Origin of the sequence: Rhodohalobacter sp., assembly GCF_034521535.1 — a bacterium.
Taxonomy (GTDB): Bacteria; Bacteroidota; Rhodothermia; order Balneolales; family Balneolaceae; genus Rhodohalobacter.
Genome location: NZ_JAXHMF010000010.1, coordinates 235,178 through 257,126, shown reverse-complemented (window position 1 = coordinate 257,126; position 21,949 = coordinate 235,178). Strand labels below are relative to the sequence as shown.

Genomic DNA, 21,949 nt, shown 5'->3' with positions numbered 1-21,949 from the left:
AGTTCTTCTTAATCAACATAGCGGTTGGTAAACTTTTTCTCTCCCTTGTCGGATCCGATTAAAACAATTTCGTCATCCACATTTAAAACACGGTCCGGTGGAGGATTGACCAGCATCTTATTATTATTGCAATTGATAGCGATGACTGTACATCCGGTTTTTTTACGAATGTCTGATTCTATCAAAGACTTACCCGCCAAATTCTTGTCTACTTTAAAATTGAATATATTCAATCCTTCGTCAAGCATCATCACATCTTTGTCTTCCATTATGTTAAATATGGAGTTTGCTCCCATCGAAGCATATGACATCACAAAGTCTGCACCGGCACGATGCATGGTATTCACATTTCTTTCATAGGTAGCCCGACTTACAATCTCGATATTGGGACAGAGTTCACGACAGTAAATGGTCAGATAGATATTCACATCGTCATCATGAGTTGTAATAAGAACGGTGTGAGCATCTCTGAGTCCGGCTTTTTCCAAGACTTTAAGATCTGCTGCATCTCCTAAAATATATTTCCCGTTATCATGTTCATTCACCCGTTCCGGATTTTTATCAATAATTCTGTAGTCGACCTGTCTCTCTTCCAAGCTTTTTGCAGCAGCACGGCCTACTCGTCCCGCACCAATAATTACCACCGGCTCATCTGAAATATTATAGATACTGACTATTTCATCATATTTCCTTAACTGTTCAACGGTACCGGCCAATACCAACACACTCTTACTTTTAATTACCGTGTCCGGTTTAGGATGGATAAAATTACCCCGCTCCCAGATACCCACTACATTTATCCCGATATTCTCTCTTAATTTACTCTCTTGAAGTGTTTGACCAATCAGCGGAGTTTCCTGCACGGTAGCCTCGCCGATAACCAGATTATCGATATGGCCAATAACATGAACACGTGCATTTCCACCCAATGTTCGCCGGGCCAACGCCTTGCCCAGCATATCCCCAAGCTGAATGACGTGATTTGCACCGGCAAGCCTTAAGATATCTAACGAGTCGGCGGAGTTTGCCGTAGCAACAATTTTTATAGAATCACTAAATTCACGAGCCGTAAATGTAACATTCGTATTAATTGTATCAGACTCCGTCGCCACAATCATAGCTGCTTTCTTAATACAAAGCCTGTTATAGGTCTCATATTCTGTCGGATCGAGATTAACTACCTTATAATCTAAATCTGATAGATCCAGAGCTTTTTGCAGATCAGGTTCCAAAATCACATAATCGATTTTATAGGAATCGAGTTTTTTAATCAACGCTTCTGTAACAGGCGTTAGTTTTGTTATGATTACATGGTCTTTAGTTTCAGGATCCAAATTTTTAGGAGCACGTGCCTGATTTTGAGCTTTCAACCAGGGAGCATAGAAAAACTCAATAAACGTGAACGGGAGCATCACCAGCAGAAACAATACACCGGAGAAAATCACAATCATAGAAAATGCCCGGCCCAAATCTGAGGTAAAGACTATGTCTCCAAAACCGAGAGTAGACATTGTAACGAGTACCCAGTAAAATCCCGTTATCCACGAATGCTCATGCCCCTCGTAAATAGAGATAAAGTGAAAGGTTATCGCATATGTCACATACATCAGGAAAAGTACACCAACAAACTTCATCAGTTTCTTGATGTTGACTTTCGTACGCCTGTTAGCAAAAAAATAAGATAGTTGAGATCCTAAAAACTTCAAATGGAACTCCGTCTGTTAATTAAATTATTTGTCAAGCAAAAAAAGGAAAATAAGAAATAAAGTATACACTGTTTTACAAACTGCTACTGAATTAATTGGAAATTCATCCCTTTAAATGGTTACTTTTGAGTGCCAAAAACTAAGCCGAAAATTTTAGAAAAAATTCTGTGTTCCGCTACTTATTGGTTGTTACCAGCTTACTTTTTTTGTTCTCTACGACACTCTCGGCTCAGAGCTCTGATCGTCTGGATCCCATTCCAAATGTTTATCTGGACTGTAGCTCCTGTGATATATCCTACATCCGCTCCAACATTACCTTTGTAAATTACGTGCGCGATCAAGAAGATGCTTCAGTTTATTTACTGATCAACGATCTTGCCACCGGCGGTGGCGGCAGGGAATATACGCTAATATTTTCTGAAATCGGACTTCAGAATGGACGGTCAGATACTCTTCGGTATGTCTCCTCAAGTACCGATTCCAACGATGAACGAAGAATTGGGCTGAATCGGTATATAAAAATTGGGCTAATGCCCTATGTATCGGGAACTGTTGCCATTCAGTCACTTGATATTTTTTACGAGGCTCCTGAAATAGACCTCACCGATGAGGAGGATGAAATTGTTGACCCATGGAACAGCTGGGTTTTTGATATCAATGTTCGCTCAAATCTCAGCGGTCAGTCGAGTGAAACAAATTTCGGGCTCTACTCAGGCTTTGAAGCGGAACGAACCACCCATATCTGGAAAATCAGAACCAACCTGAGAGGAGAGATCCGCAGAAGAACACTCGAAGTTTCGAGTGGTACACTCAACATTAACCGGGATTGGGGAAATTTTTGGCAGATGTTTGGGTACAGCCTCAGTGATCATGCTACGGTGGCACTGTTTGCAGGTGCAAATTTTAACAGATCAAACAACATTGCCCTCGATTCGTATGTAGCTCCGGCTATCGAATACAATTTTTTCCCATATAACGAATTCCAAGAACGTCGATTTATTGTACAGTATCAGTTAACTCCTAAGTTCCGGCGATACTTCAACACTACCGTCTTTGGTAAAGATGAAGAGCTGATCATGTCGCAGGAAATATCCTCAAGATTGAGGTACGACCAGCGCTGGGGAAGAATTGACGTCAGAGTTTCGGGATTACACTACTTCCACGATGCAGCAATAAACAGACTTGAAATAAACCCATCTTTCAACATTCGCATCATGCGCGGACTTTCCGTTAGCCTTTCCGGACGTTATCGTGTGATTAACGATCAACTCTCCCTGGAAGGCGCCGTAGATCCCAACGATCCGGAAAATATAATCAGTGGCGGGCAGCGGCCTACATCTTACGACTATAGCATCTCTTTTGGGCTCTCCTACACCTTTGGCTCAATTTACAACAATATTGTAAATCCGCGATTCTAATCGCCTGAGCTATCAATTCCATCCCATTGTTCGTAACTTTGGGGTTATGATTAAAGAGAAGACCGATACCATTCAAAAAACAGATTTAAAATCCCTTACCAAACAAGAACTCTCCGACTATTTGGACGAACTTGGACTGGCCGGGTACCGTTCAGACCAGGTATTTCAATGGCTTTACCAGAAAGGAGTTTCATCCTTTGAAGAAATGACCAATCTTTCCAAAGACTTAAGGGCAAAGCTTAGTGAGATTGCCGAAGTAAAGAAGATCAAGGTTCACAGCAAGCAGGAGTCGACCGATGGAACCATTAAGTTCCTGTTTGAACTGGACGATCCAAACGCATACAAAGTAGAGGCTGTGATGATACCTGACCTCTATCCCGATGGAGCCGCGAATCGCTTAACGGTCTGTGTTTCATCTCAGGTAGGATGCATGTTTGGCTGTTCGTTCTGTGCAACGGGTAAAATGGGATATTTCAGAAGTCTTACTCATGGAGAGATTGTGGATCAGGTCCAAATTATCAATGAGTTGACCGAAGAGAAATTCGACAAAAAGATCACCAATATCGTTTATATGGGAATGGGGGAACCGCTTCATAACTATAAAGCTGTTGTGGAATCGGCCCGTATCATTTCAGATTCGCTGGGTATTGATTTGTCACCCCGCAGAATAACGGTCTCTACAGTTGGTCTTACAAAGCAGATCAAGCAGCTTGCAGATGAAGAAATTGGAACAAATTTGGCTATTTCACTCCACGCCGCCGACGACAAAAAGCGTGATGAGATAATGCCTATCAATGAGTCTCTGAATTTGGAGAAGCTGGAAGAAGCCGTAAAGTATTACTTCATGAAAACCGAACAGCCACTCACCTACGAATATTTGCTGTTTGATGAGTTTAACGATACTCCTCAGGACGCTCATAATCTGGTGAAAATTGCACGGTGGGTGCCTTCCAAGATTAACATCATCATGTATAACGATGTAGCCGGTGTAGCTTTAAAACGAGCGCGGGAAGAGCGTCTTGATAAATTTATGAAAACACTGACCGATCAAGGAGTAACGGCAACCGTTCGCAGAAGCCGGGGCGACGATATTGACGCCGGATGCGGACAGCTGGCTATTCGCGAAGGCCAAGAGAAGGGAAAGAGTTTGGTGAAAGCGTAATCAGGTCTCAGGTCTCAGGTCTCAGGTCTCAGGTCTCAGGTCTCAGGTCTCAGGTCTCAGGTCTCAGGTCTCAGGTCTCAGGTCTCAGGTCTCAGGTCTCAGGTAAGATGACCTATTCAGCAATTCAAAACCAAATATTCGCTACTTACCACTCTCCAATTCTAATGAATTAAATTGAAAATTCGGCTGAATCTTGGGAGCCAGCGCTCACCGTCCCATGAGAAGTAGATCATACCCGCCTTGCCAATGATGTGATCTTCAGGTACAAACCCCCAATATCGGCTGTCTTCACTATCATCCCTGTTATCACCCATCACAAAGTAATAATCTTTTTGGATAGTGTAGCGATTGGTCTCTTCACCGTTTATCGTGAATTGATCACCGTCTTTCTGAACATCGATCCGCTCGTAACGCTCCATCACAGCTTTGTAAAGATGCCAGTTGTCTGAAGTCAGCTCTATTTCCTGACCTTGATATGGAACTGTAAATTCAGGCATATTATCGTGGTTTGTAAAACCTTCTGAAAAGCTGAACGGCCTTCTACTAAATTCGTCAAAGTCATCCGGTAAAATGAAAAACTCTACCGCTTCTATTTCAGACCAGTTTCGCATCTCATCCGCAAGAACAGGAGTCATATTTATTATAGAAGTGCCATTATTCGATTGCAGCACATTGCCTCCGGCTTCACGCACTTTTGCCGGGCTTAGTCGAATACGTTCACGGGTTTGAACCCTGTAGTTGTACATAAAGGTTTCGTAAGACTCAGACTGCTCCCCGTTTACATACAGAAGTTTATCCTCAATTTTCAGCCTGTCGCCCGGCATACCAACAGCCCTTTTAATATAGTTGGTTTTGGTAGAAATTGGCCCGATATCTACAGGATAATTGAATACAACAATATCATTTCGTTCTACATCAGAATAGCCGGGAATTCTCGTCCACGGCAAATCTACTCCCGGCAAGTAGATATCCGTAAAAGGCACGGACAGTGTCATGGGCGTGCGCGGACCGTACGCAAGCTTGGTCACAATCAGAAAATCTCCGGTGAGCAGTGTCTTTTCCATACTTGGCGTGGGGATGCGGTAAGCACCAAAGAAAAATGTTCTCAGAATGATGGCCGCTATTGCCGCCCAGAGAAATGCATCCAGCCACTCTCTTGCCCAGTGCTTCGCTTTCGCATCAATGGGATTTTCTGTATCAGATTTTTTAGAGGTTTCCCAAAAACGTTTTTTCTTTTCTGAATCCTTTCTTCTTGCCAACTGTATTTATGCTCTTAATTAAAATTTCCGGGTCTGTCTATAGCCTCGTGTACAAATTCACCATCCTGATACTCTACAAGATACCATTGATCCCGTTCCGGAGAGTAAAAATAGTCACTAAAAGGTTCTAATTCCTTTGATTCGTTCATCAGCATTCGATTTAACACCCGCTTCACTTGAGGCATCATATCTATGTAGCGACTTGCACCCACATACACCAATCCATTTTCAAAAGGGCCGTCTAAATCCAGAATCATAAGAGGCATTTCTTTATCTATGATAAACCAATACTCGAACTGTACGGCTTTACCGGGCCTGAAGTTACGCTCGTTAATCAGGTCGCCAATTTTTTGTGTCGGATCGCCAAATACCGCCTGTAATCTTGAGCGGAGTTCCACCGTGGGTATTCTATCGATTGTAGTTGGATTGTAAAGACCCTGACCGGTCCAGCTGATATCCGAGAATCTATCTTCGAACTGAGATCTTTCAGAGTGTTCAACCTTGCGAATTTCCGGATCTTCGAACTGAGCGTAGACATCAACACTAAAAAGTGCGATGAGTAAAACTAAAACTAATTTTTTCATAGAAATCTATTTTAATCTTCGTCGTCCATAGACAAAACAGCAAGAAAGGCTTCCTGGGGAATATCAACAGCACCAACCTGTTTCATTCGCTTCTTACCTTCTTTCTGCTTTTCGATCAATTTTCGTTTACGGGAGATATCACCTCCATAACACTTCGCGGTAACATCTTTACGAAGCGCGCGAATGGTGTCCCGAGCTATAACGCGTGAACCTATGGCAGCTTGTACAGCTACTTCAAATTGTTGCCGAGGTATCAGCTCTTTCAATTTGGCACACACCTTTCTGCCCTGGTAGTAGGCTTTATCTCTGTGCGTTATACTGGAGAGCGCATCCACAGGTTCCCCGTTTAATAAAATATCTAAACGAACTAAATCTCCCTTGCGGTATTCTATAAATTCGTAATCCAGAGAGGCATAACCGCGAGTGCCGCTCTTAAGTCTATCATAAAAATCAAAGACCACTTCAGCCATTGGCAGTTCGTATGTGATTTCCACACGATTATTCTGCATAAAATGCTGGTTAACGTATATTCCCCGGCGATCCTGGCACAGTTTCATGATTGGGCCGATAAATTCGGCCGGTGTAATAATACTCGCTTTGATGTACGGCTCCCATACTTTTGCAATATCGCCGGCAGAAGGCATTTCACTGGGATTATCCACCTGAACCCGTTTCCCTTCTTCCGTATCCACTTCGTACTGCACATTTGGAACGGTGGTAATAATGTCAATATTAAACTCCCGATCGAGGCGTTCCTGAACAATCTCCATGTGAAGCATTCCCAGAAATCCTGCCCGGAAACCAAACCCAAGCGCTTTAGAAGTTTCAGGCTGATAGGTCAACGAAGCATCATTGAGCTGCAGTTTTTCCAAAGCTGCCCGCAGATCTTCAAAATCTTCCGAACTTGTTGGGAAAATACCGCTAAAGACCATCGGTTTTACATCCTTGTAACCCGGAATGGCTTTATCGGCCCTGTTTTTTTGGTTCGTAATGGTATCACCCACTTTGGCATCCTGGAGCGATTTCACGCTGCCAATTACATAACCTACATCTCCTGCCTTCAACTCTTTCACCGGCTCTTTCTTCAATTTGAGGTAACCGATCTCCTCGGCGTCATACTCTTTGCCGGTTGCCATAAACAGTATGGGATCCCCTTTTTTGAGGGTTCCTTCCATCACCCGAACGTAAGCAATCGATCCCCGATAGGTATTAAAAATGGAATCAAAAATAAGGGCTTTTAAAGGCTTGTCTTCTTCTCTCGACGGACCCGGAATTCGCTCAACTATAGCTTCGAGAAGCACTTCAACACCTTCACCTGTTTTTCCGGATACACTTATGATATCCTCATGATCACAGCCGATCAGATCCACAATTTGCTGGCCTACACCTTCAGGATCGGCGCCCGGAAGATCTATTTTATTTAATACAGGTACGATCTCCAGATTCTGATCTATCGCCTGGTAGAGGTTTGAAATTGTTTGCGCTTCAATTCCCTGTGCAGCATCCACAACAAGAAGCGCGCCTTCGCAAGCTTTTAAAGCACGCGATACTTCGTAGGCGAAATCGACATGGCCCGGTGTATCAATCAAATTAAATGTATAGAGTTCACCGCTAGGTCGTTTATAGTCCATCCGTATGGCGTGACTTTTAATCGTAATTCCACGCTCCCGTTCCAAGTCCATATCATCAAGAACCTGCTCCTGCATCTCCCTTTCACTGATAGTTCCGGTTCGTTCAAGCAGGCGATCAGCTAATGTGGATTTACCGTGATCGATGTGCGCGATAATGCAAAAATTGCGAATATTATTCATACAGATGGATAGAAAATGCTAAAAATTATTCAGCCCTAAATATACAAAGCTTAAACGGTCATTGCATTTAATTGTTATATGACCCTCTCCCAGATTGTTTGAGACGAACAAAATATGTCCAGCCAGAGCAAACCTGAACATAGCAGAAGAAAAATCTTCCCCTCTTTATAAAAAACGTGGTTTTATTCTGCGGTAGGACTCAGCAGTTCAACGTGAAATCTAAACTTCTGTCCTTCCAGCGTCATTGAATCATATACTTCTCGAATGAGTTCAAAAACAACGTCTGAATCCCCTTTAATACTTGTTGACAGATAGTTTACATCTACCTCAACATCATGCTGAGCGACAAATTCAAGCAAATCCTGAACCTGTTCTTTAGGATGATCAGAGTAAAGAGGTATATATGTTAATTGAGCTATCGTCTTCATTTTGTTGGTTTTCGAAATTAAATTGACATGTCAGTGTCGAAACGATATCGACAAATGGAACATTTTTTATGATTGCGCATTAAAATAGATTGAAATGATATCAAAATACAAACAAAATTGAGAGTAAAAAGATGAGACTATTAAGTACTATTTCAATATTCATTGCAGGTTTTTTTCTTTTGGCATCCTGCGATCTGTCGAATGATCTTACAAATGATAACGGAAGCCTTCAGGTCCTTTTAACAGATGCCCCCGCAAACTATGATGAGGTTTGGATTGATGTACAGGAAGTTCGCGTACACAAACAAGCTGAAGCTGAGGAAGAAGATAACGGATGGAGAACCATAAATGACCAGCCTGTTCGAGTGAATCTTCTGGAACTCACCAACGGTAATTACGAAATATTAGGTGAAGCGGAACTTGAAGCGGGAACGTACAGTCAAATCCGGCTCATACTTGGAGAACAAAACGAACTCGTAATTGATGGAGAATCGACTCCGCTTACCACACCCAGTGCTCAGCAATCCGGCCTGAAACTGAACGTTAATGCAGAAATTGAAGGTGGCGAAAACTATACGCTCCTTCTCGATTTTGATGCTTCACGTTCAATAGTAAAAGCCGGTAACTCAGGAATGTATATTCTAAAACCGGTAATAAAAGCTGTTGAGCTGGCACAAACCGGAGCGATCGGCGGAAGTATTGAACCGGCCGAATCACTCCCCTGGGTTTATGCCATTGCAGATGATGATACCCTCGCAGGCACACGCGCCAATGAAGAAGGTGACTTTCTGATGATCGGACTTCTGAACGGAACCTATCAGGTTTCGATAGCTCCAAGTGTGGAAGGATATAACCCTGAGGTGATATCCAATATAGAAGTCACCGCTCCTGACACCACATTTATCGATACCGTTACACTTTCAGAATCAGGAACGAATGGAAATGGTGAATAAGCCTTAAAAGCTAATTTGAAAAAGTTTAAAGCCCGGTTCTTAAATGAGCCGGGCTTTTTCTTTTTACTGGAATGATTTCAACAGATCCGGATGTTTTAAACTATTCTTGGCATCCTAATTTTTAAATGCATAATTTTAAGAAGTGAAATTTTCAAACCGACATATCTCCACTTTATCACCACTCCCATCATGGAGATCACGGTCATTCTGTGCATCATCATCATTGATCTACTCTTCCGTTACGCACAGATTATTCAACCATTTTTTTCTCACTACCCTTTTTAACAAAAAAATAATTAAATCATTCTATGAGAACTCTGGATTCTTCCACCTCACTGAGAATTGCCGTTCAAAAAAGCGGTCGATTAACCGATAAAACCTTAAATCTGCTCGAAGGAATTGGACTCAAGTTTGACGATTACAAACGAAGTCTACTGGTAAAATGCCGAAATTTCGACGTGGAACTTTTACTCATTCGTGACGACGATATCCCCGAATATGTAGAGGATGGCGTTTGCGACCTGGGATTTGTCGGAGCCAATACTGTTGCCGAAGACGAATCGGATGTAACCATTCTGAAGGGTTTGGATTACGGTGTCTGCCGGCTTTCCATTGCTGTACCTAAAGACGGCGATATTAAATCAGCAAAAGATCTGCAGGGAAAACGAATCGCTACCAGTTATCCTGTTCTGACCAAAAAATTTCTCAAAACCAAGGATGTCGAAGCGGATATCATTACCCTGTCCGGTTCAGTTGAAATCGCGCCCCGTTTGGAAATTGCCGACGCTATCACCGACCTCGTTTCAACGGGCGGAACCCTGAAAGCCAACGGCCTGAAAGAGATTGAAAATATTTTTGATTCAGAAACCCAGCTCGTAAAAACAAACAAACCTCTCTCGGAAGGCAAGCAGGCCCTGATCGAAAAATTTCTTCAGCGTATTGAAGGTTACCAAAAGGCAGAAAAAAGCCGGTACATTATGATGAATGCGCCTCAGGAATCGGTTGACGAAATCAAAAAAATTATTCCATCCCTCAAAAGTCCCACAGTAATGCCTTTGGCTGATAACGGAATGGTAGCCATTCATACCGTGGTTACAATTTCTACATTCTGGGATCTGATGGAAAAACTGAAAAGTGCCGGTGCTACGGGTATCGTTGTCCTGCCAATCGAATCGATGATTATTTAAATAGATTTGAGACATGAGATATGAGTCTTGAGATTAATTGAAAAAATATGACATGAAAAATTACTCACTTAAAACCCTGACCGAAGCAGAAATTGCGAATCTCTGTAAACGTCCCAAAATGGATTTTACTTCGGTTTTTGGGCAGGTTGAGCCAATTCTGGATGATGTAGAACAAAGCGGCGACAAAGCCATCCGGAAATACACCCGAAAATTTGACGGAGTGGATCTGAATGAGATCACTGTCAACCCAAACGACGTGTCTGTTACGCTTGAACCTAAAATTCAGGCTGCAATCGACCAGGCACTAAATAATATATACCTGTTCCATAAACATCAGACCACCATGGATCTGGAAGTGGAAACCATGCCGGGCGTTGTTTGCAGAAGAGTAGCCAAACCCATTGAACGGGTTGGGCTTTACATTCCGGGCGGAACCGCACCCCTTCCTTCAACAACCATGATGCTGGGAGTTCCCGCCATGATTGCCGGATGCTCAACAATTGTGATTGCAACTCCTCCCGACAAAAATGGAAATGTGCCTGAATCGATCATCTACATTGCCCAAAAAATCGGCGCAGAAAAGATCGTTAAAGCGGGTGGAGCTCAGGCAATTGCAGGAATGGCATTTGGAACGGAATCCATCCCAAAAGTGGATAAACTTTTCGGGCCCGGTAATCAATATGTTACGGCCGCTAAAATGATTCTTCAAAACAGCGAAGCCATGGTATCCATTGATATGCCGGCAGGACCTTCCGAGGTTTTGGTAATAGCAGACAAAACCGCAGATCCCGCTTTTATTGCTTCAGATTTATTGTCACAGGCAGAACACGGCTCAGATAGTCAATCCGTTTTAGTGGTTACAGAAGACGCCGACATCCGCGCTATTGAGAAAGAAGTAGAGTCGCAGTTAAATGAACTGCCCCGAAAAGAGTTCGCTGAAAAAGCACTGGAAAAAAGCTTTATTCTTACAGTTGAATCTTCCGGTGAAGCTATGCGATTTTCAAATCTTTATGCGCCGGAGCACTTAATCATCAATACCGCTGATGCCGAGGAATTGGCTGAAAAAGTCACAAATGCCGGCTCTGTATTTATCGGTCCGTGGACTCCTGAAAGTATGGGAGATTACGCTTCCGGAACCAATCACACACTGCCTACGTACGGATATGCCAAGATGTATAGCGGGGTTTCACTGAATAGTTTTCAAAAGTTTATCACCATGCAGAAAATCTCAGAAGAGGGATTACAGAAATTGGGTCCAACCGTTGAAACCTTGGCTGAAATTGAAGGCCTCCAGGCTCATAAAAATGCCGTAAGTTTAAGACTGAAAAAATTGAGTAACGATACGGATAGCTGAGGCTGTAAAAAAAGTAAAAATATAAAAAATCAAGCTTAAATCATTTAGACTACAAATCCCTCTCTATTAGTTAGAGAGGGAAATAGGGTGAGTCTGAAAGAAAAATCTAAATGATTTAAGCGGTGCTCGTTGAATGTGCTTTTTGAACAGTCTCAACTTTTTAACAAAATTCTGAATAAATCAACGTAAACCCAAAATGCCCGAATCTTTCAACATAGAATCACTGGTTCGTGAGAACATCCGAAACCTAACTCCTTATCGCAGCGCACGGGATGACTTTGACAGCGGCACTCTTCTGGACGCCAATGAGAACAGCTATGGATCGCCCGTCCGAAGCACTTTAAATCTGCATCGATATCCATCACCGACTCAGGATGAACTTCGAGATAAAATTGCTGAGTACCGCGATGTTGAAAGAGAGAATATTTTTCTGGGTGTGGGCAGCGATGAACCGATTGATCTTCTGATGAGGATTTTTTGCGAGCCCGGCAGGGATTCCATTCTCATTACACCACCAACATACGGCATGTACAAAGTGGCAGCAAATATCAATAATGTCGGCGTTCAAGAAGTTTTGCTGACTGAAAAGTTCCAGCTGCAGCCGGATGCGATCATTGATGAAGCAGATGGAAACACGAAACTTCTTTTCCTCTGCTCTCCAAATAACCCTACAGCAAACGATCTGAAACGAACGGATCTGCTTAAACTGGTAGCAAAGTTTAAGGGAATCGTGGTTGTGGATGAAGCGTATATTGATTTCAGCCGGCAGGAATCGATGGCACAAATGGTTCAGCAGTATCCAAATCTGGTTGTGCTCCAGACATTCTCAAAAGCATTCGGACTGGCCGGAATCAGATTGGGAGTAGCCATTTCAAATCCCGATATCATCAACTACATGCTTCGCGTAAAGGCTCCTTATAACGTCAACAAACTAACGGCCGATACCGCCCTGAAAGCATTTGAAAAGATGGAGCTGATGAAGTTCAATATAAATGCAATTAAGGATGAGAAAGACTACGTGGCTGAGCAACTGAGTCTTAGCAGTGCCGTAACAAAGGTCTATCCTTCGAACGCCAATTTCATCCTCTTCAAAATTGAGAATGCAAAGGAAGTTTATCAGCAACTTGCTGAGCGAGGCGTCATTGTTCGCTATCGTGGAAATGAGCCGCTATGTGAGGACTGTTTGCGCGTAACAATCGGTATGCCGGACGAAAATGTGAAGTTCTTGAAGGCTCTTAAGGAAATTGTAGGCTAATACTATAAACCACCCAAATTATGATCATCCAAGTTGAATCAGCCGCACTTAAAGGTAAAAGTGAATTATTACTCGCTCCGGGAGTTATTTATGGCTTAGGATATTTAAGGGAACACGGGCATGAGATCATATGGAACGGCTCAGATCTGTCTGAAGCATCAAATTAGCCTGCTTGAAAATGAAGGTTTTCAGCCCGAAAAAACCGATCGTGATCCTGACGCAGTTATAACCCGATCCGATAACTTCTTTCAGTTTCGAAAAGATGGTGAAATTCTGAGCAAATCGGAGTCATGGAGTGAGCTGGCTCACCTGATTCTTTTTCCATCCAGAAAGGCTGAGATCAAGCGCGCTACAAAAGAGACGGATATCCATGTAAACATAAACCTTGATGGAACAGGGAAAAGTAACATTAACACCGGCCTGAATTTTTTTGATCACATGCTGGATCAAATTGCAAAACACGGTTTAATTGACCTTGAACTCACTTGTAAGGGTGATCTTGAAGTGGATGAACACCATACCATAGAAGACACCGCTATTGCACTGGGGCAGGCCATCAGTAAAGCTGTATCAACGAACAAGGCGGGAATACAGCGATACGGCTTTGTGTTACCCATGGATGAAGCTCAGGCTACCGTTGCCATCGACCTTTCCGACCGACCCTACCTGCAGTATGATGTTGAATTAAAGCGTGAATACGTAGGTGATTTTCCTACCGAAATGTTAGAACACTTTTATTATACACTGGCTATGAACGCCAAGGCAACCCTGCATGTTACCGCTAACGGAAAAAATGATCATCATATTATTGAAGCAACCTTCAAAGGTTTTGCCAGAGCCCTGCGTTTTGCCATTACCCGGAGTGAGCGAACCAGGGGAATCCTCCCTTCAACAAAGGGCACCATTTAATAGAATTAAAATTTTTAGAAGTAACCAGAACGTTGATAGGAATTATTAAATATCAGGCCGGAAATCTGGCTTCCGTCGCAAATGCGCTTGAACGTCTTAACGCAGAGTATTTCATCTCAGATAATCCAAAAGAGCTTGACAGAGCTGATGGCATTATTTTTCCGGGAGTTGGACATGCCGGAGCCGCAATGGATGACCTTCGCTCACGAGACCTGGATGTATGGCTTAAAAACACCAAAAAGCCGGTATTAGGTATCTGCCTCGGTATGCAGCTTCTTTATGAATCTTCTGAAGAAGGCGCAAGCGATACACTCGGGCTGATACCCGGGAAACTAAAAAAGTTTGATGCCTCAAAAGCAAAAGTCCCGCACATGGGCTGGAACGTTTTTGAGCCCAAAAAAGAACATCCGTTAATCAACGGCATCGATAATAAACACTTTCTCTATTATGTGCACGGTTACTATGCTCCTGCCAATGAGTATACACTTGCCACCTGTAAGTATATCAAGGATTTCAGCGCGGTAGTATCCAAAGACAATTTTATGGGAGTACAGTTTCATCCTGAAAAATCGGGTACCGTAGGTTCACTTCTTCTTCAGAATTTTTTAGATATCGTAAAAGAGTCATCCCGGAAATCCGCCTGATAAAATTTTCGAAAGGTTTTCTGATTTAGTCATCCCCATAATTCCTTACCTTTAGCCACACTTGATTCTTTAATCCAACTACAATTTTATATGAATATCATTCCCGCAATAGACCTGCTTGACGGACAGGTTGTGCGACTGCAAAAAGGTGACTACAACAAAAAAACAGTTTACAATCACAATCCTATTGAAGAAGCAGCCAAGTTTAAAACGGCAGGGTTTGATCACATTCATGTGGTAGATTTAAACGGGGCAAAAAGCGGTTCATTTGAGAATCTTCCAATTATTAAAACCATCATCAATGAACTGGGGCTTACGGTTCAAACCGGTGGCGGTGTTCGATCACAAGATGATATTCAAAATCTATTGGATGCGGGCTTGAGTGGAATCATCTGCTCCTCAATGGCCGTGAAAAAAACCGATGAGTTTATAGATGCCATTCATAACAATCCAGACAAAATTATACTTGGACTTGATTTAAAAGATGGTAAAATGGCCTACGGTGGCTGGCTCGAAACGTCCGATAAACCAATTGAAGATTTCTTAAATCCGATGATTAAAGCCGGTTTAAGCAGAGTATTGAGTACAGACATCGCCAGAGATGGAATGCTAACCGGCCCAAATTTTGAGATGTACAGTGATCTTCAAAGCCGGTTTCCGGATGTCAAATGGATTGCTTCCGGCGGAGTTTCCAATTTGCAGGATCTTATTCAGCTCAATAGTATTGGGGTGGATGGAGTTGTAGTGGGCAAAGCCTATTATGAGGGTCATATTGGACTGGATGACATGGCTCACCTTCATTCGGCAAATTCATAACGTGAATTGACAATCATTTTCACTATTTTTTACGCTGATTAACCCTTTACGCGCGATATGCTTACAAAACGAATCATTCCCTGCCTGGATATCAAAGACGGCCGTACCGTTAAAGGGGTGAACTTTGTCGGGTTGAGGGATGCAGGCGATCCTGTTGAGCTGGCGCAGCGTTATACGGAAGAAGGTGCCGATGAACTGGTCTTTCTCGACATTACGGCTACCAAAGAGAAGCGCCGCACATTGGTGCATCTGGTGAAAGAGATTGCAGCGCATATTAATATTCCTTTTACAGTTGGTGGCGGTATAAAATCCGTTGAAGAGATTGAAGAAATTTTAAAAGCCGGCGCAGATAAAGTATCCCTGAACAGTGCCATTGTGCGCGATCCGGATTTAATTACCAGAGCTTCTGATGCGTTTGGCTCGCAAGCCATCGTAGCAGCTGTTGATGCCAAAAAAGTTGGGGATCACTGGGAAGTGTTTGTAAAAGGCGGTTCTGAAGCAACCGGCCTGGATGCGATCGAATGGATTAAAAAAACAGAAAAGCTTGGTGCCGGAGAAATACTGCTCACAAGCATGGATCGCGATGGAACAAAATCAGGCTTCGACAATGAGCTTCTTAAAATTGTTAATGAAAATGTGACTATTCCGGTTATTGCCAGTGGCGGAGCCGGAACCATTCAGCACTGTATCGATGCTATAAAAAATGGGAAAGCAGATGCCGTTTTAGCTGCAAGTATCTTTCACTTTAGAGAAATTGAAATCTCTGAGATGAAAAAGAAAATGGCTGAAAATGGAATTGAAGTAAGAATATTGACTCTATAAACTGAATTAAACAACGAATGGCTAAGCAAGAAATCGAATTTCTCTACGACCTTGAACGAGTACTACAGGAACGAAAAAAAGAACTTCCAAAGGGCTCCTATTCAACGCGGCTTTTTAAAAAAGGAATTGACAAAATTGCCCAAAAACTGGGAGAAGAAGCTGTAGAAACAATTATCGCTTCCAAAAACAAGAAAGATTCTGAAGTAATTTACGAATCGGCGGATCTGATCTATCACCTGATGGTACTCCTAGTAGAAAGAGATATCCCCCTCGACACCGTTTTTCAGGAACTGATTGTGAGAAGTAAAAAATAGTCTTGAGATTTGAGTCGTGAGTCGTGAGAATTTCTCTCACATCTCAAGACTCATGACTGATATCTATTTAACTGGGAGGCCAATTTCCTGTTGAATCATAATTGGTTATTCAGTTTTTAAATTTTCGAATACTTAGTATTCACTGAAAAACGATCTCCATGAACAGGCCGGTTCATACAGATGAAGAGCTCCGGAGTACAATGGAACGGCTTGACCGGTTCAGCTACTGGACCGACAGCAATATCCGCATACCATTTACCAACTTTAGGTTTGGGCTGAGCCCGCTGATTGGGTTGGTTCCCGGCATCGGTGATTTTGCAGGGCTCATTCTCTCCCTCTACGTGCTCTATGAAGCCAGAAAGGTCGGCGCACCCGGCAACATTCAGCGTAAGATGATCCGCATTATGTTCATCGATTTTGTGGGCGGTTTGGTCCCGGTTTTTGGTGATGCATTCGACGCCGTTTACAAAGCCAATATCAGGAACACCCTTCTATTAAAGAATTATCTCTATAGAGAGCTTGGCGAAGAACCCGAATGGAAATTTCCCTGGGGAATATTTTTCTGGATAAGCCTGCTTTTTTTATTGGCCGGCTGGTTGATATATATGATCATTTGATACTATCGGTTTTTTCCTTTAAAAAATATGAAAAATGAACCTGACTTAATTGAACCGCCTCTACCTACCGAAGCCTCAGCACATGCAGACCTTTATGAGGATGTCCAAAAAGTGAATCAACACATAACCAAGCTTAAATAATTTAAACTTTATATCCCTCTCTATTAGTTAGAGAGGGATATAGGGTGAGTCTGAAGGAGAAAACTAAATTATTTAAGCGCTATTTGAACAAATGTGCCTTTTTGGACAGCCTCAAATCTTTAAATACATCATACAAAAAATAGTATGTTAGCGCTTATGCCCTGCCCTTGAGACATATCAACACAAAATCATATTTACCCTGCATGAAACCCATTCAACTCACAACCCATGACGGCCTGAAGATTGCAGCTCATAAGCTGGAAGGAGAATCACCCACTACCTTATTTGTACCGGGCTTTTTCTCCAATATGGAGGGAACCAAAGCAACGTTTCTCGAAAAACAGTGTAAAAAGCGTGGCCGGGCATACATACGCTTTGACTACCGCGGACACGGTCAATCGGACGGTAAATTTGAGGACGGAACCTTGACCGACTGGCTGAATGATACACTGCTGGTACTGGATGAGCTGGCCGATGCTCCGGTGGTTGCCGTTGGCTCATCCATGGGCGGATGGATCGCCGTGCTGGCTGCTCTCAGGCGTCCGGATAAGATTTGCGGTTTGGTAGGCATCGCCTCCTCTCCGGACTTCACCGAAGATATCTGGCACCGACGCATGACCGATCAGCAGCAGAGTGTGATGAATGAACAGGGTTATATTGCACAACCCAGCGAGTACCGTGACGAACCGATTATTATTACAAAACGACTGCTCGACAGTGGCAAAGATCACCTTTTGCTCCATAAAAAATCGCTCGATTTTGATATTCCCGTTACCCTTATTCACGGTATGGAAGACCGGGATGTACCCTGGCAAAAATCAGAAAAACTAAACCGGCTCATTGGCGAGGAACAGAGCGAATTAATACTCGTTCCGGATGGAGCACACCGACTTTCACGCGATAAAGATTTAGAATTGATAGACCGGGAAATCGTAAAGCTTCTAAAAAAGCTATAATCAGACCTATTTGAATAGTCTTGAGATTTGAGTCTTGAGTCGTGAGAATTTCTCTCACATCTCAAGACTCATGACTCACATCTAATTAAGGTGCAGGATAAACATAGTTCGCTTCAAAGCTGAGCGGGATTCCAATCCACCAGTAGAGCAGCAGAAAGAGTGTCCATAGGACCAGGAAGATAATGGAGTAAGGAAGCATCATCGAAATGAGCGTTCCAATTCCCGTTTTCTTCACATATCTCTGACAGAACACAACCACAAGAGGGAAGTAAGGCAGAAGCGGTGTGATAATGTTAGACACTGAATCTCCTACACGATAAGCTGCCTGAGTTAAGTCAGGTGAGATTCCCAACTGCATAAGCATCGGGACAAATATTGGAGCAATGAGCGCCCATTTTGCCGAAGCAGATCCAACCAGGATATTCACAAATGCACTCAGAAACACGATTCCCACAATGGTAATCTGTCCCGGAAGTGCCAGCGCCTGAAGGAAGTTTGCACCTTTCAAAGCTATCAAGAGACCGATGTTTGACTTGGCAAACGCATCAATAAAGAGTGCACAGAAAAACGCCATCACAACGTAATACCCCATGCTCTCCATCGACTTGGTCATGTTGTCGATCATGTCCTTTGAACTCTTATATTTTCCGGAAGCGTAACCGTATACAACACCCGGTATCAGCAGCAGAATAAAAATGAGTGGCACGATCGCCTGCATTAACGGGGCATTAAAAGAGAAAAGTGAACTCACTTCCGGATTGTTCCAGTTAGGATCACGTAGTGCAGATCCTTCCGGCCACGCCCAGATAAACAAGCCAATCAAACCCAGAATCATAGCAGCAAAACCAAACCAAAATGCCCGGCTCTCTTTGGGTGTCACCTCTTCCATCTGAGGCATTTCATCCTCATCGCCGTCAACTTTTATTCCCTCAAGCCGGGGTTCCACAATTTTATCGGTGATGTACCAGCCAACAGTGACAATCAAAATACTGGAGAGTCCTGTAAAGTAGATATTATTGAGCGGGTTCAGCATAATATCGGGATCCAGAATCCTGGCCGCTTCCAGTGTAAAACTCATCAAGAGCGGATCGATAGCCGACGGAATAAAGTTGGCAGAAAAACCACCACTCACTCCTGCAAATGCCGCGGCAATACCGGCCAGCGGATGCCTCCCGGCAGCATAGAAAATCACGCCTCCAAGTGGAATTACGAGTACATACCCGGCATCAGCAGCCGTATGACTCACAATTGCGATTAAAATCAACATTGGGGTTAAGAGCGACTTTGGAGTAAATCCAAGCAATTTCTTCAATCCCGCATCAATCCAGCCGGAGTGTTCCGCAACGCCAACTCCCAGCATCGCCACCAACACAATACCCAAAGGCGCAAAAAGCACAAAAGTCTCAATCATGTTGGCCAAAAAGGAAGCCAGATTTTCACCGGTAAGCATATTCTGAACATTCAGTGCCTCTCCGGTTCGGGGGTGGACTTCGCCAAAATCAATGGGCGAGAGAATTGCAGAAAATACCCAGACGATCACCAATAGAATAAAGAAGAGCATTGCCGGGTCGGGAAGTTTATTCCCCGCCTTTTCAATAAAATTCAGAAATTTGTCAAATAATGAGCTCCTGCCTTTAGAATCAGGGACCTCATCCTCGTTTTTTTTCTTTTCTTCAGCCACTTTAACTCGTTTTAGTTAATGTTTGAACCATCAATTGAAGAAAATACGAGATTCGAACCTCTATGCAAGAAGAAATGAGTAATCTATACCAAATTTACGTACCGGATAAATTGGATCATCCATCCGTAATACAACCTTCGCTTGCCGTTGAGACCAGCTTTGAATACTTGTAGAGCGCACCGCTATGGTACTTCAGCTCAGGGGCTTTCCATCTTTTACGGCGGATTCCGAGTTCCTCTTCCGAAAGATCCACATTCAGAATCCGTTCTTCTGCATCGATGGTGATAATATCTCCGTTTTTTAACAGACCGATTGCTCCGCCGAGCTGAGCTTCAGGAGTTACGTGGCCGATCACAAATCCATGAGTCCCCCCGGAAAAGCGTCCATCGGTAATCAACGCCACATCATTACCGAGGCCTGCTCCCATTATGGCTGCCGTGATAGAGAGCATCTCGCGCATGCCGGGTCCGCCTTTCGGTCCTTCATACCGGATCACAACTACATTTCCCTTTCCTACCTTACCACCACGAATTCCCTCAAGCGCATCCTCTTCCGATTCAAAAACCACCGCCGGGCCTGAAAAACGGGTTCCCTCCTTTCCGGTAATCTTGGCCACACTTCCTTCAGGAGATAAATTTCCGTAGAGAATCTGAAGATGTCCTGTTTTCTTTACCGGGTTGGATATTGGATGAATCACCTTTTGCTCTTCCAGAAGACCGGGCAGTTTCTCAACATTTTCAGCCAGGGTTTTACCGGTCACTGTCAAACAGTCCCCTTTCAAATATCCCTCCTTTAAAAGCAGTTTCTGCACAGCAGGCACTCCACCTACGTTATATAGATCTTCCATCACATACTTGCCGCTCGGCTTGAGATCGGCCAGGAAAGGTGTCCGGTCGCTTACGGATTGAAAGTCATCAATGGTAAAGTTTACTCCGGCCGCATGGGCAATAGCCAGCATATGCATCACGGCATTTGTTGAACCGCCAAGGGCAATGATCATCGCCACCGCATTCTCCATCGAATCTTTCGTGATGATATCTTTTGGTTTAATATCTTTTTCAAGAAGAATCCGTATCGCCGCTCCGGCTTTTTCACACTCTTTAATTTTTTGATCGTGCGTGGCAGGTATCGAAGAGCTGAAAGGCAAGCTCATGCCAAGCGTTTCAATGGCCGATGCCATGGTGTTGGCCGTATACATCCCTCCGCAGGCCCCGGCCCCGGGACAGGCATGCTTCAGTACATTATTCATCTGTTCTTCATCAATCTCTTCTGATAAAAATTTTCCGTAAGATTCAAACGCCGACACAATATCCAGCTTCTCCCCATTCAGGTTTCCGGGCCGGATGGTTCCCACCATACACCATAATTGAAGGCCGGTTTACTCTTGCCATCGCCATGATGGCACCGGGCATATTTTTATCACATCCCACTACCGAAATATTGGCATCATACCACTGAGCATTCATCACCGTTTCGATCGAGTCGGCAATAATATCACGTGAAGGAAGAGAGAATTTCATTCCCTGTGTTCCCATCGAAATACCGTCGCTCACGCCGATGGAGTGAAACGTAAAACCGACCATGTCATTTGCCCAAACTCCCTTCTTTACAACATCAGCCAAACCGTTCAGATGCATGTTGCATGGATTGCCGTCCCAGCCGGTACTTGCAATCCCGACCTGAGCCTTTTTCATGTCATCCTCGCTCAAGCCGGTGGCATATAGCATTGCTTTTGATCCGACCTGCGACTGACTTTCGGTTAAACGTGAGCTAAATTTGTTAATTTTATGAGTCATTTGAAGAAAGCTTTTTTAACTGTTTAAAGACAATAACTTAGGTATCTATTTTTAGATACATGGAAGCGCTTTTAAAAAATCAATTATTACTTCTATATGATATTCAAAGATTTATTTAAAAAAAATCTTGACTTAT

At 43.3% G+C, this 21,949-nt stretch carries 19 protein-coding genes and 1 pseudogene; 13 read left to right on the top strand and 7 right to left on the bottom strand.

Annotation, left to right across the window (positions count from 1 at the left end; all coding sequences use genetic code 11):
* Positions 1–8 precede the first annotated feature (8 nt).
* Complete coding sequence (locus U5K35_RS19435) at positions 9–1,634, bottom strand: potassium channel family protein (protein ID WP_322573186.1); 1,626 nt, start codon at positions 1,632–1,634, stop codon at positions 9–11.
* A 278-nt stretch (positions 1,635–1,912) separates the two neighbouring features.
* Here U5K35_RS19435 and U5K35_RS19430 point away from each other — a divergent pair, with 278 nt between their 5' ends.
* Both U5K35_RS19430 and rlmN read left to right on the top strand, forming a co-directional pair.
* Entirely contained in the window at positions 1,913–3,124 is a 1,212-nt protein-coding gene (locus tag U5K35_RS19430; protein ID WP_322573185.1) for a hypothetical protein, read from the top strand.
* Positions 3,125–3,170: 46 nt separating this feature from the next.
* Entirely contained in the window at positions 3,171–4,286 is a 1,116-nt protein-coding gene (gene rlmN / locus U5K35_RS19425; RefSeq protein ID WP_322573184.1) for a 23S rRNA (adenine(2503)-C(2))-methyltransferase RlmN, read from the top strand.
* 161 nt (positions 4,287–4,447) lie between these two features.
* Here the strand turns inward: rlmN and lepB are convergent, their stop codons facing one another.
* The 4 genes from lepB to U5K35_RS19405 form a co-directional block, all read right to left on the bottom strand.
* Positions 4,448–5,545 carry a signal peptidase I gene (gene lepB, locus U5K35_RS19420; protein ID WP_322573183.1) on the bottom strand — a complete coding sequence of 366 codons (1,098 nt, stop codon included), beginning with the start codon at positions 5,543–5,545 and terminating at the stop codon, positions 4,448–4,450.
* 14 nt (positions 5,546–5,559) lie between these two features.
* On the bottom strand, positions 5,560–6,129 hold the full coding sequence (locus tag U5K35_RS19415) for a hypothetical protein (protein ID WP_322573182.1): 570 nt from the start codon (positions 6,127–6,129) through the stop codon (positions 5,560–5,562).
* 11 nt (positions 6,130–6,140) lie between these two features.
* Positions 6,141–7,940: a translation elongation factor 4 gene (lepA, locus tag U5K35_RS19410; protein WP_322573181.1), complete on the bottom strand. Its 1,800-nt coding sequence runs from the start codon at positions 7,938–7,940 to the stop codon at positions 6,141–6,143.
* Positions 7,941–8,122: 182 nt separating this feature from the next.
* Positions 8,123–8,368 carry a YkoF family thiamine/hydroxymethylpyrimidine-binding protein gene (locus U5K35_RS19405; RefSeq protein WP_322573180.1) on the bottom strand — a complete coding sequence of 82 codons (246 nt, stop codon included), beginning with the start codon at positions 8,366–8,368 and terminating at the stop codon, positions 8,123–8,125.
* A 131-nt stretch (positions 8,369–8,499) separates the two neighbouring features.
* Between U5K35_RS19405 and U5K35_RS19400 the strand changes: the two genes are divergently transcribed.
* From U5K35_RS19400 to U5K35_RS19350, 11 genes are all read left to right on the top strand, one after another.
* Positions 8,500–9,321 carry a DUF4382 domain-containing protein gene (locus tag U5K35_RS19400; protein WP_322573179.1) on the top strand — a complete coding sequence of 274 codons (822 nt, stop codon included), beginning with the start codon at positions 8,500–8,502 and terminating at the stop codon, positions 9,319–9,321.
* A gap of 308 nt (positions 9,322–9,629) precedes the next feature.
* Positions 9,630–10,508, top strand: a complete 879-nt coding sequence (gene hisG / locus U5K35_RS19395) for an ATP phosphoribosyltransferase (RefSeq protein WP_322573178.1) — start codon at positions 9,630–9,632, stop codon at positions 10,506–10,508.
* A 52-nt stretch (positions 10,509–10,560) separates the two neighbouring features.
* Complete coding sequence (hisD, locus tag U5K35_RS19390; RefSeq protein ID WP_322573177.1) at positions 10,561–11,862, top strand: histidinol dehydrogenase; 1,302 nt, start codon at positions 10,561–10,563, stop codon at positions 11,860–11,862.
* A gap of 196 nt (positions 11,863–12,058) precedes the next feature.
* Positions 12,059–13,117 carry a histidinol-phosphate transaminase gene (hisC, locus tag U5K35_RS19385; protein WP_322573176.1) on the top strand — a complete coding sequence of 353 codons (1,059 nt, stop codon included), beginning with the start codon at positions 12,059–12,061 and terminating at the stop codon, positions 13,115–13,117.
* A 120-nt stretch (positions 13,118–13,237) separates the two neighbouring features.
* A complete protein-coding gene (gene hisB / locus U5K35_RS19380; protein ID WP_322573175.1) occupies positions 13,238–14,026 on the top strand; it encodes an imidazoleglycerol-phosphate dehydratase HisB in 789 nt (262 codons plus the stop codon).
* A 32-nt stretch (positions 14,027–14,058) separates the two neighbouring features.
* A complete protein-coding gene (gene hisH / locus U5K35_RS19375) occupies positions 14,059–14,670 on the top strand; it encodes an imidazole glycerol phosphate synthase subunit HisH (RefSeq protein ID WP_322573174.1) in 612 nt (203 codons plus the stop codon).
* A gap of 90 nt (positions 14,671–14,760) precedes the next feature.
* Complete coding sequence (hisA, locus tag U5K35_RS19370) at positions 14,761–15,486, top strand: 1-(5-phosphoribosyl)-5-[(5-phosphoribosylamino)methylideneamino]imidazole-4-carboxamide isomerase (RefSeq protein WP_322573173.1); 726 nt, start codon at positions 14,761–14,763, stop codon at positions 15,484–15,486.
* Positions 15,487–15,543: 57 nt separating this feature from the next.
* Positions 15,544–16,308 carry an imidazole glycerol phosphate synthase subunit HisF gene (hisF, locus tag U5K35_RS19365; RefSeq protein WP_322573172.1) on the top strand — a complete coding sequence of 255 codons (765 nt, stop codon included), beginning with the start codon at positions 15,544–15,546 and terminating at the stop codon, positions 16,306–16,308.
* A 17-nt stretch (positions 16,309–16,325) separates the two neighbouring features.
* Positions 16,326–16,622, top strand: coding sequence for a phosphoribosyl-ATP diphosphatase (gene hisE / locus U5K35_RS19360; RefSeq protein WP_322573171.1), 297 nt, complete (start codon positions 16,326–16,328; stop codon positions 16,620–16,622).
* Positions 16,623–16,780: 158 nt separating this feature from the next.
* Complete coding sequence (locus tag U5K35_RS19355) at positions 16,781–17,239, top strand: DUF4112 domain-containing protein (RefSeq protein WP_322573170.1); 459 nt, start codon at positions 16,781–16,783, stop codon at positions 17,237–17,239.
* A 344-nt stretch (positions 17,240–17,583) separates the two neighbouring features.
* On the top strand, positions 17,584–18,336 hold the full coding sequence (locus U5K35_RS19350; protein ID WP_322573169.1) for an alpha/beta hydrolase: 753 nt from the start codon (positions 17,584–17,586) through the stop codon (positions 18,334–18,336).
* An 85-nt stretch (positions 18,337–18,421) separates the two neighbouring features.
* Here the strand turns inward: U5K35_RS19350 and U5K35_RS19345 are convergent, their stop codons facing one another.
* Positions 18,422–20,017: an AbgT family transporter gene (locus tag U5K35_RS19345; protein ID WP_322573168.1), complete on the bottom strand. Its 1,596-nt coding sequence runs from the start codon at positions 20,015–20,017 to the stop codon at positions 18,422–18,424.
* A 115-nt stretch (positions 20,018–20,132) separates the two neighbouring features.
* Positions 20,133–21,813, bottom strand: a pseudogene (ilvD, locus tag U5K35_RS19340) (dihydroxy-acid dehydratase).
* Between the last annotated feature and the right edge of the window lie 136 nt (positions 21,814–21,949).

Excerpts from the sequence above, each read along its gene's own strand:
- U5K35_RS19435 (WP_322573186.1), bottom strand. The coding sequence starts at position 1,634 with ATGAAGTTTGTTGGTGTACTTTTCCTGATGTATGTGACATATGCGATA.
- rlmN (WP_322573184.1), top strand. The coding sequence starts at position 3,171 with ATGATTAAAGAGAAGACCGATACCATTCAAAAAACAGATTTAAAATCC.
- U5K35_RS19415 (WP_322573182.1), bottom strand. The coding sequence starts at position 6,129 with ATGAAAAAATTAGTTTTAGTTTTACTCATCGCACTTTTTAGTGTTGAT.
- lepA (WP_322573181.1), bottom strand. The coding sequence starts at position 7,940 with ATGAATAATATTCGCAATTTTTGCATTATCGCGCACATCGATCACGGT.
- U5K35_RS19405 (WP_322573180.1), bottom strand. The coding sequence starts at position 8,368 with ATGAAGACGATAGCTCAATTAACATATATACCTCTTTACTCTGATCAT.
- U5K35_RS19400 (WP_322573179.1), top strand. The coding sequence starts at position 8,500 with ATGAGACTATTAAGTACTATTTCAATATTCATTGCAGGTTTTTTTCTT.
- hisG (WP_322573178.1), top strand. The coding sequence starts at position 9,630 with ATGAGAACTCTGGATTCTTCCACCTCACTGAGAATTGCCGTTCAAAAA.
- hisD (WP_322573177.1), top strand. The coding sequence starts at position 10,561 with ATGAAAAATTACTCACTTAAAACCCTGACCGAAGCAGAAATTGCGAAT.
- hisC (WP_322573176.1), top strand. The coding sequence starts at position 12,059 with ATGCCCGAATCTTTCAACATAGAATCACTGGTTCGTGAGAACATCCGA.
- hisB (WP_322573175.1), top strand. The coding sequence starts at position 13,238 with ATGAGATCATATGGAACGGCTCAGATCTGTCTGAAGCATCAAATTAGC.
- hisA (WP_322573173.1), top strand. The coding sequence starts at position 14,761 with ATGAATATCATTCCCGCAATAGACCTGCTTGACGGACAGGTTGTGCGA.
- hisF (WP_322573172.1), top strand. The coding sequence starts at position 15,544 with ATGCTTACAAAACGAATCATTCCCTGCCTGGATATCAAAGACGGCCGT.
- hisE (WP_322573171.1), top strand. The coding sequence starts at position 16,326 with ATGGCTAAGCAAGAAATCGAATTTCTCTACGACCTTGAACGAGTACTA.
- U5K35_RS19355 (WP_322573170.1), top strand. The coding sequence starts at position 16,781 with ATGAACAGGCCGGTTCATACAGATGAAGAGCTCCGGAGTACAATGGAA.
- U5K35_RS19350 (WP_322573169.1), top strand. The coding sequence starts at position 17,584 with ATGAAACCCATTCAACTCACAACCCATGACGGCCTGAAGATTGCAGCT.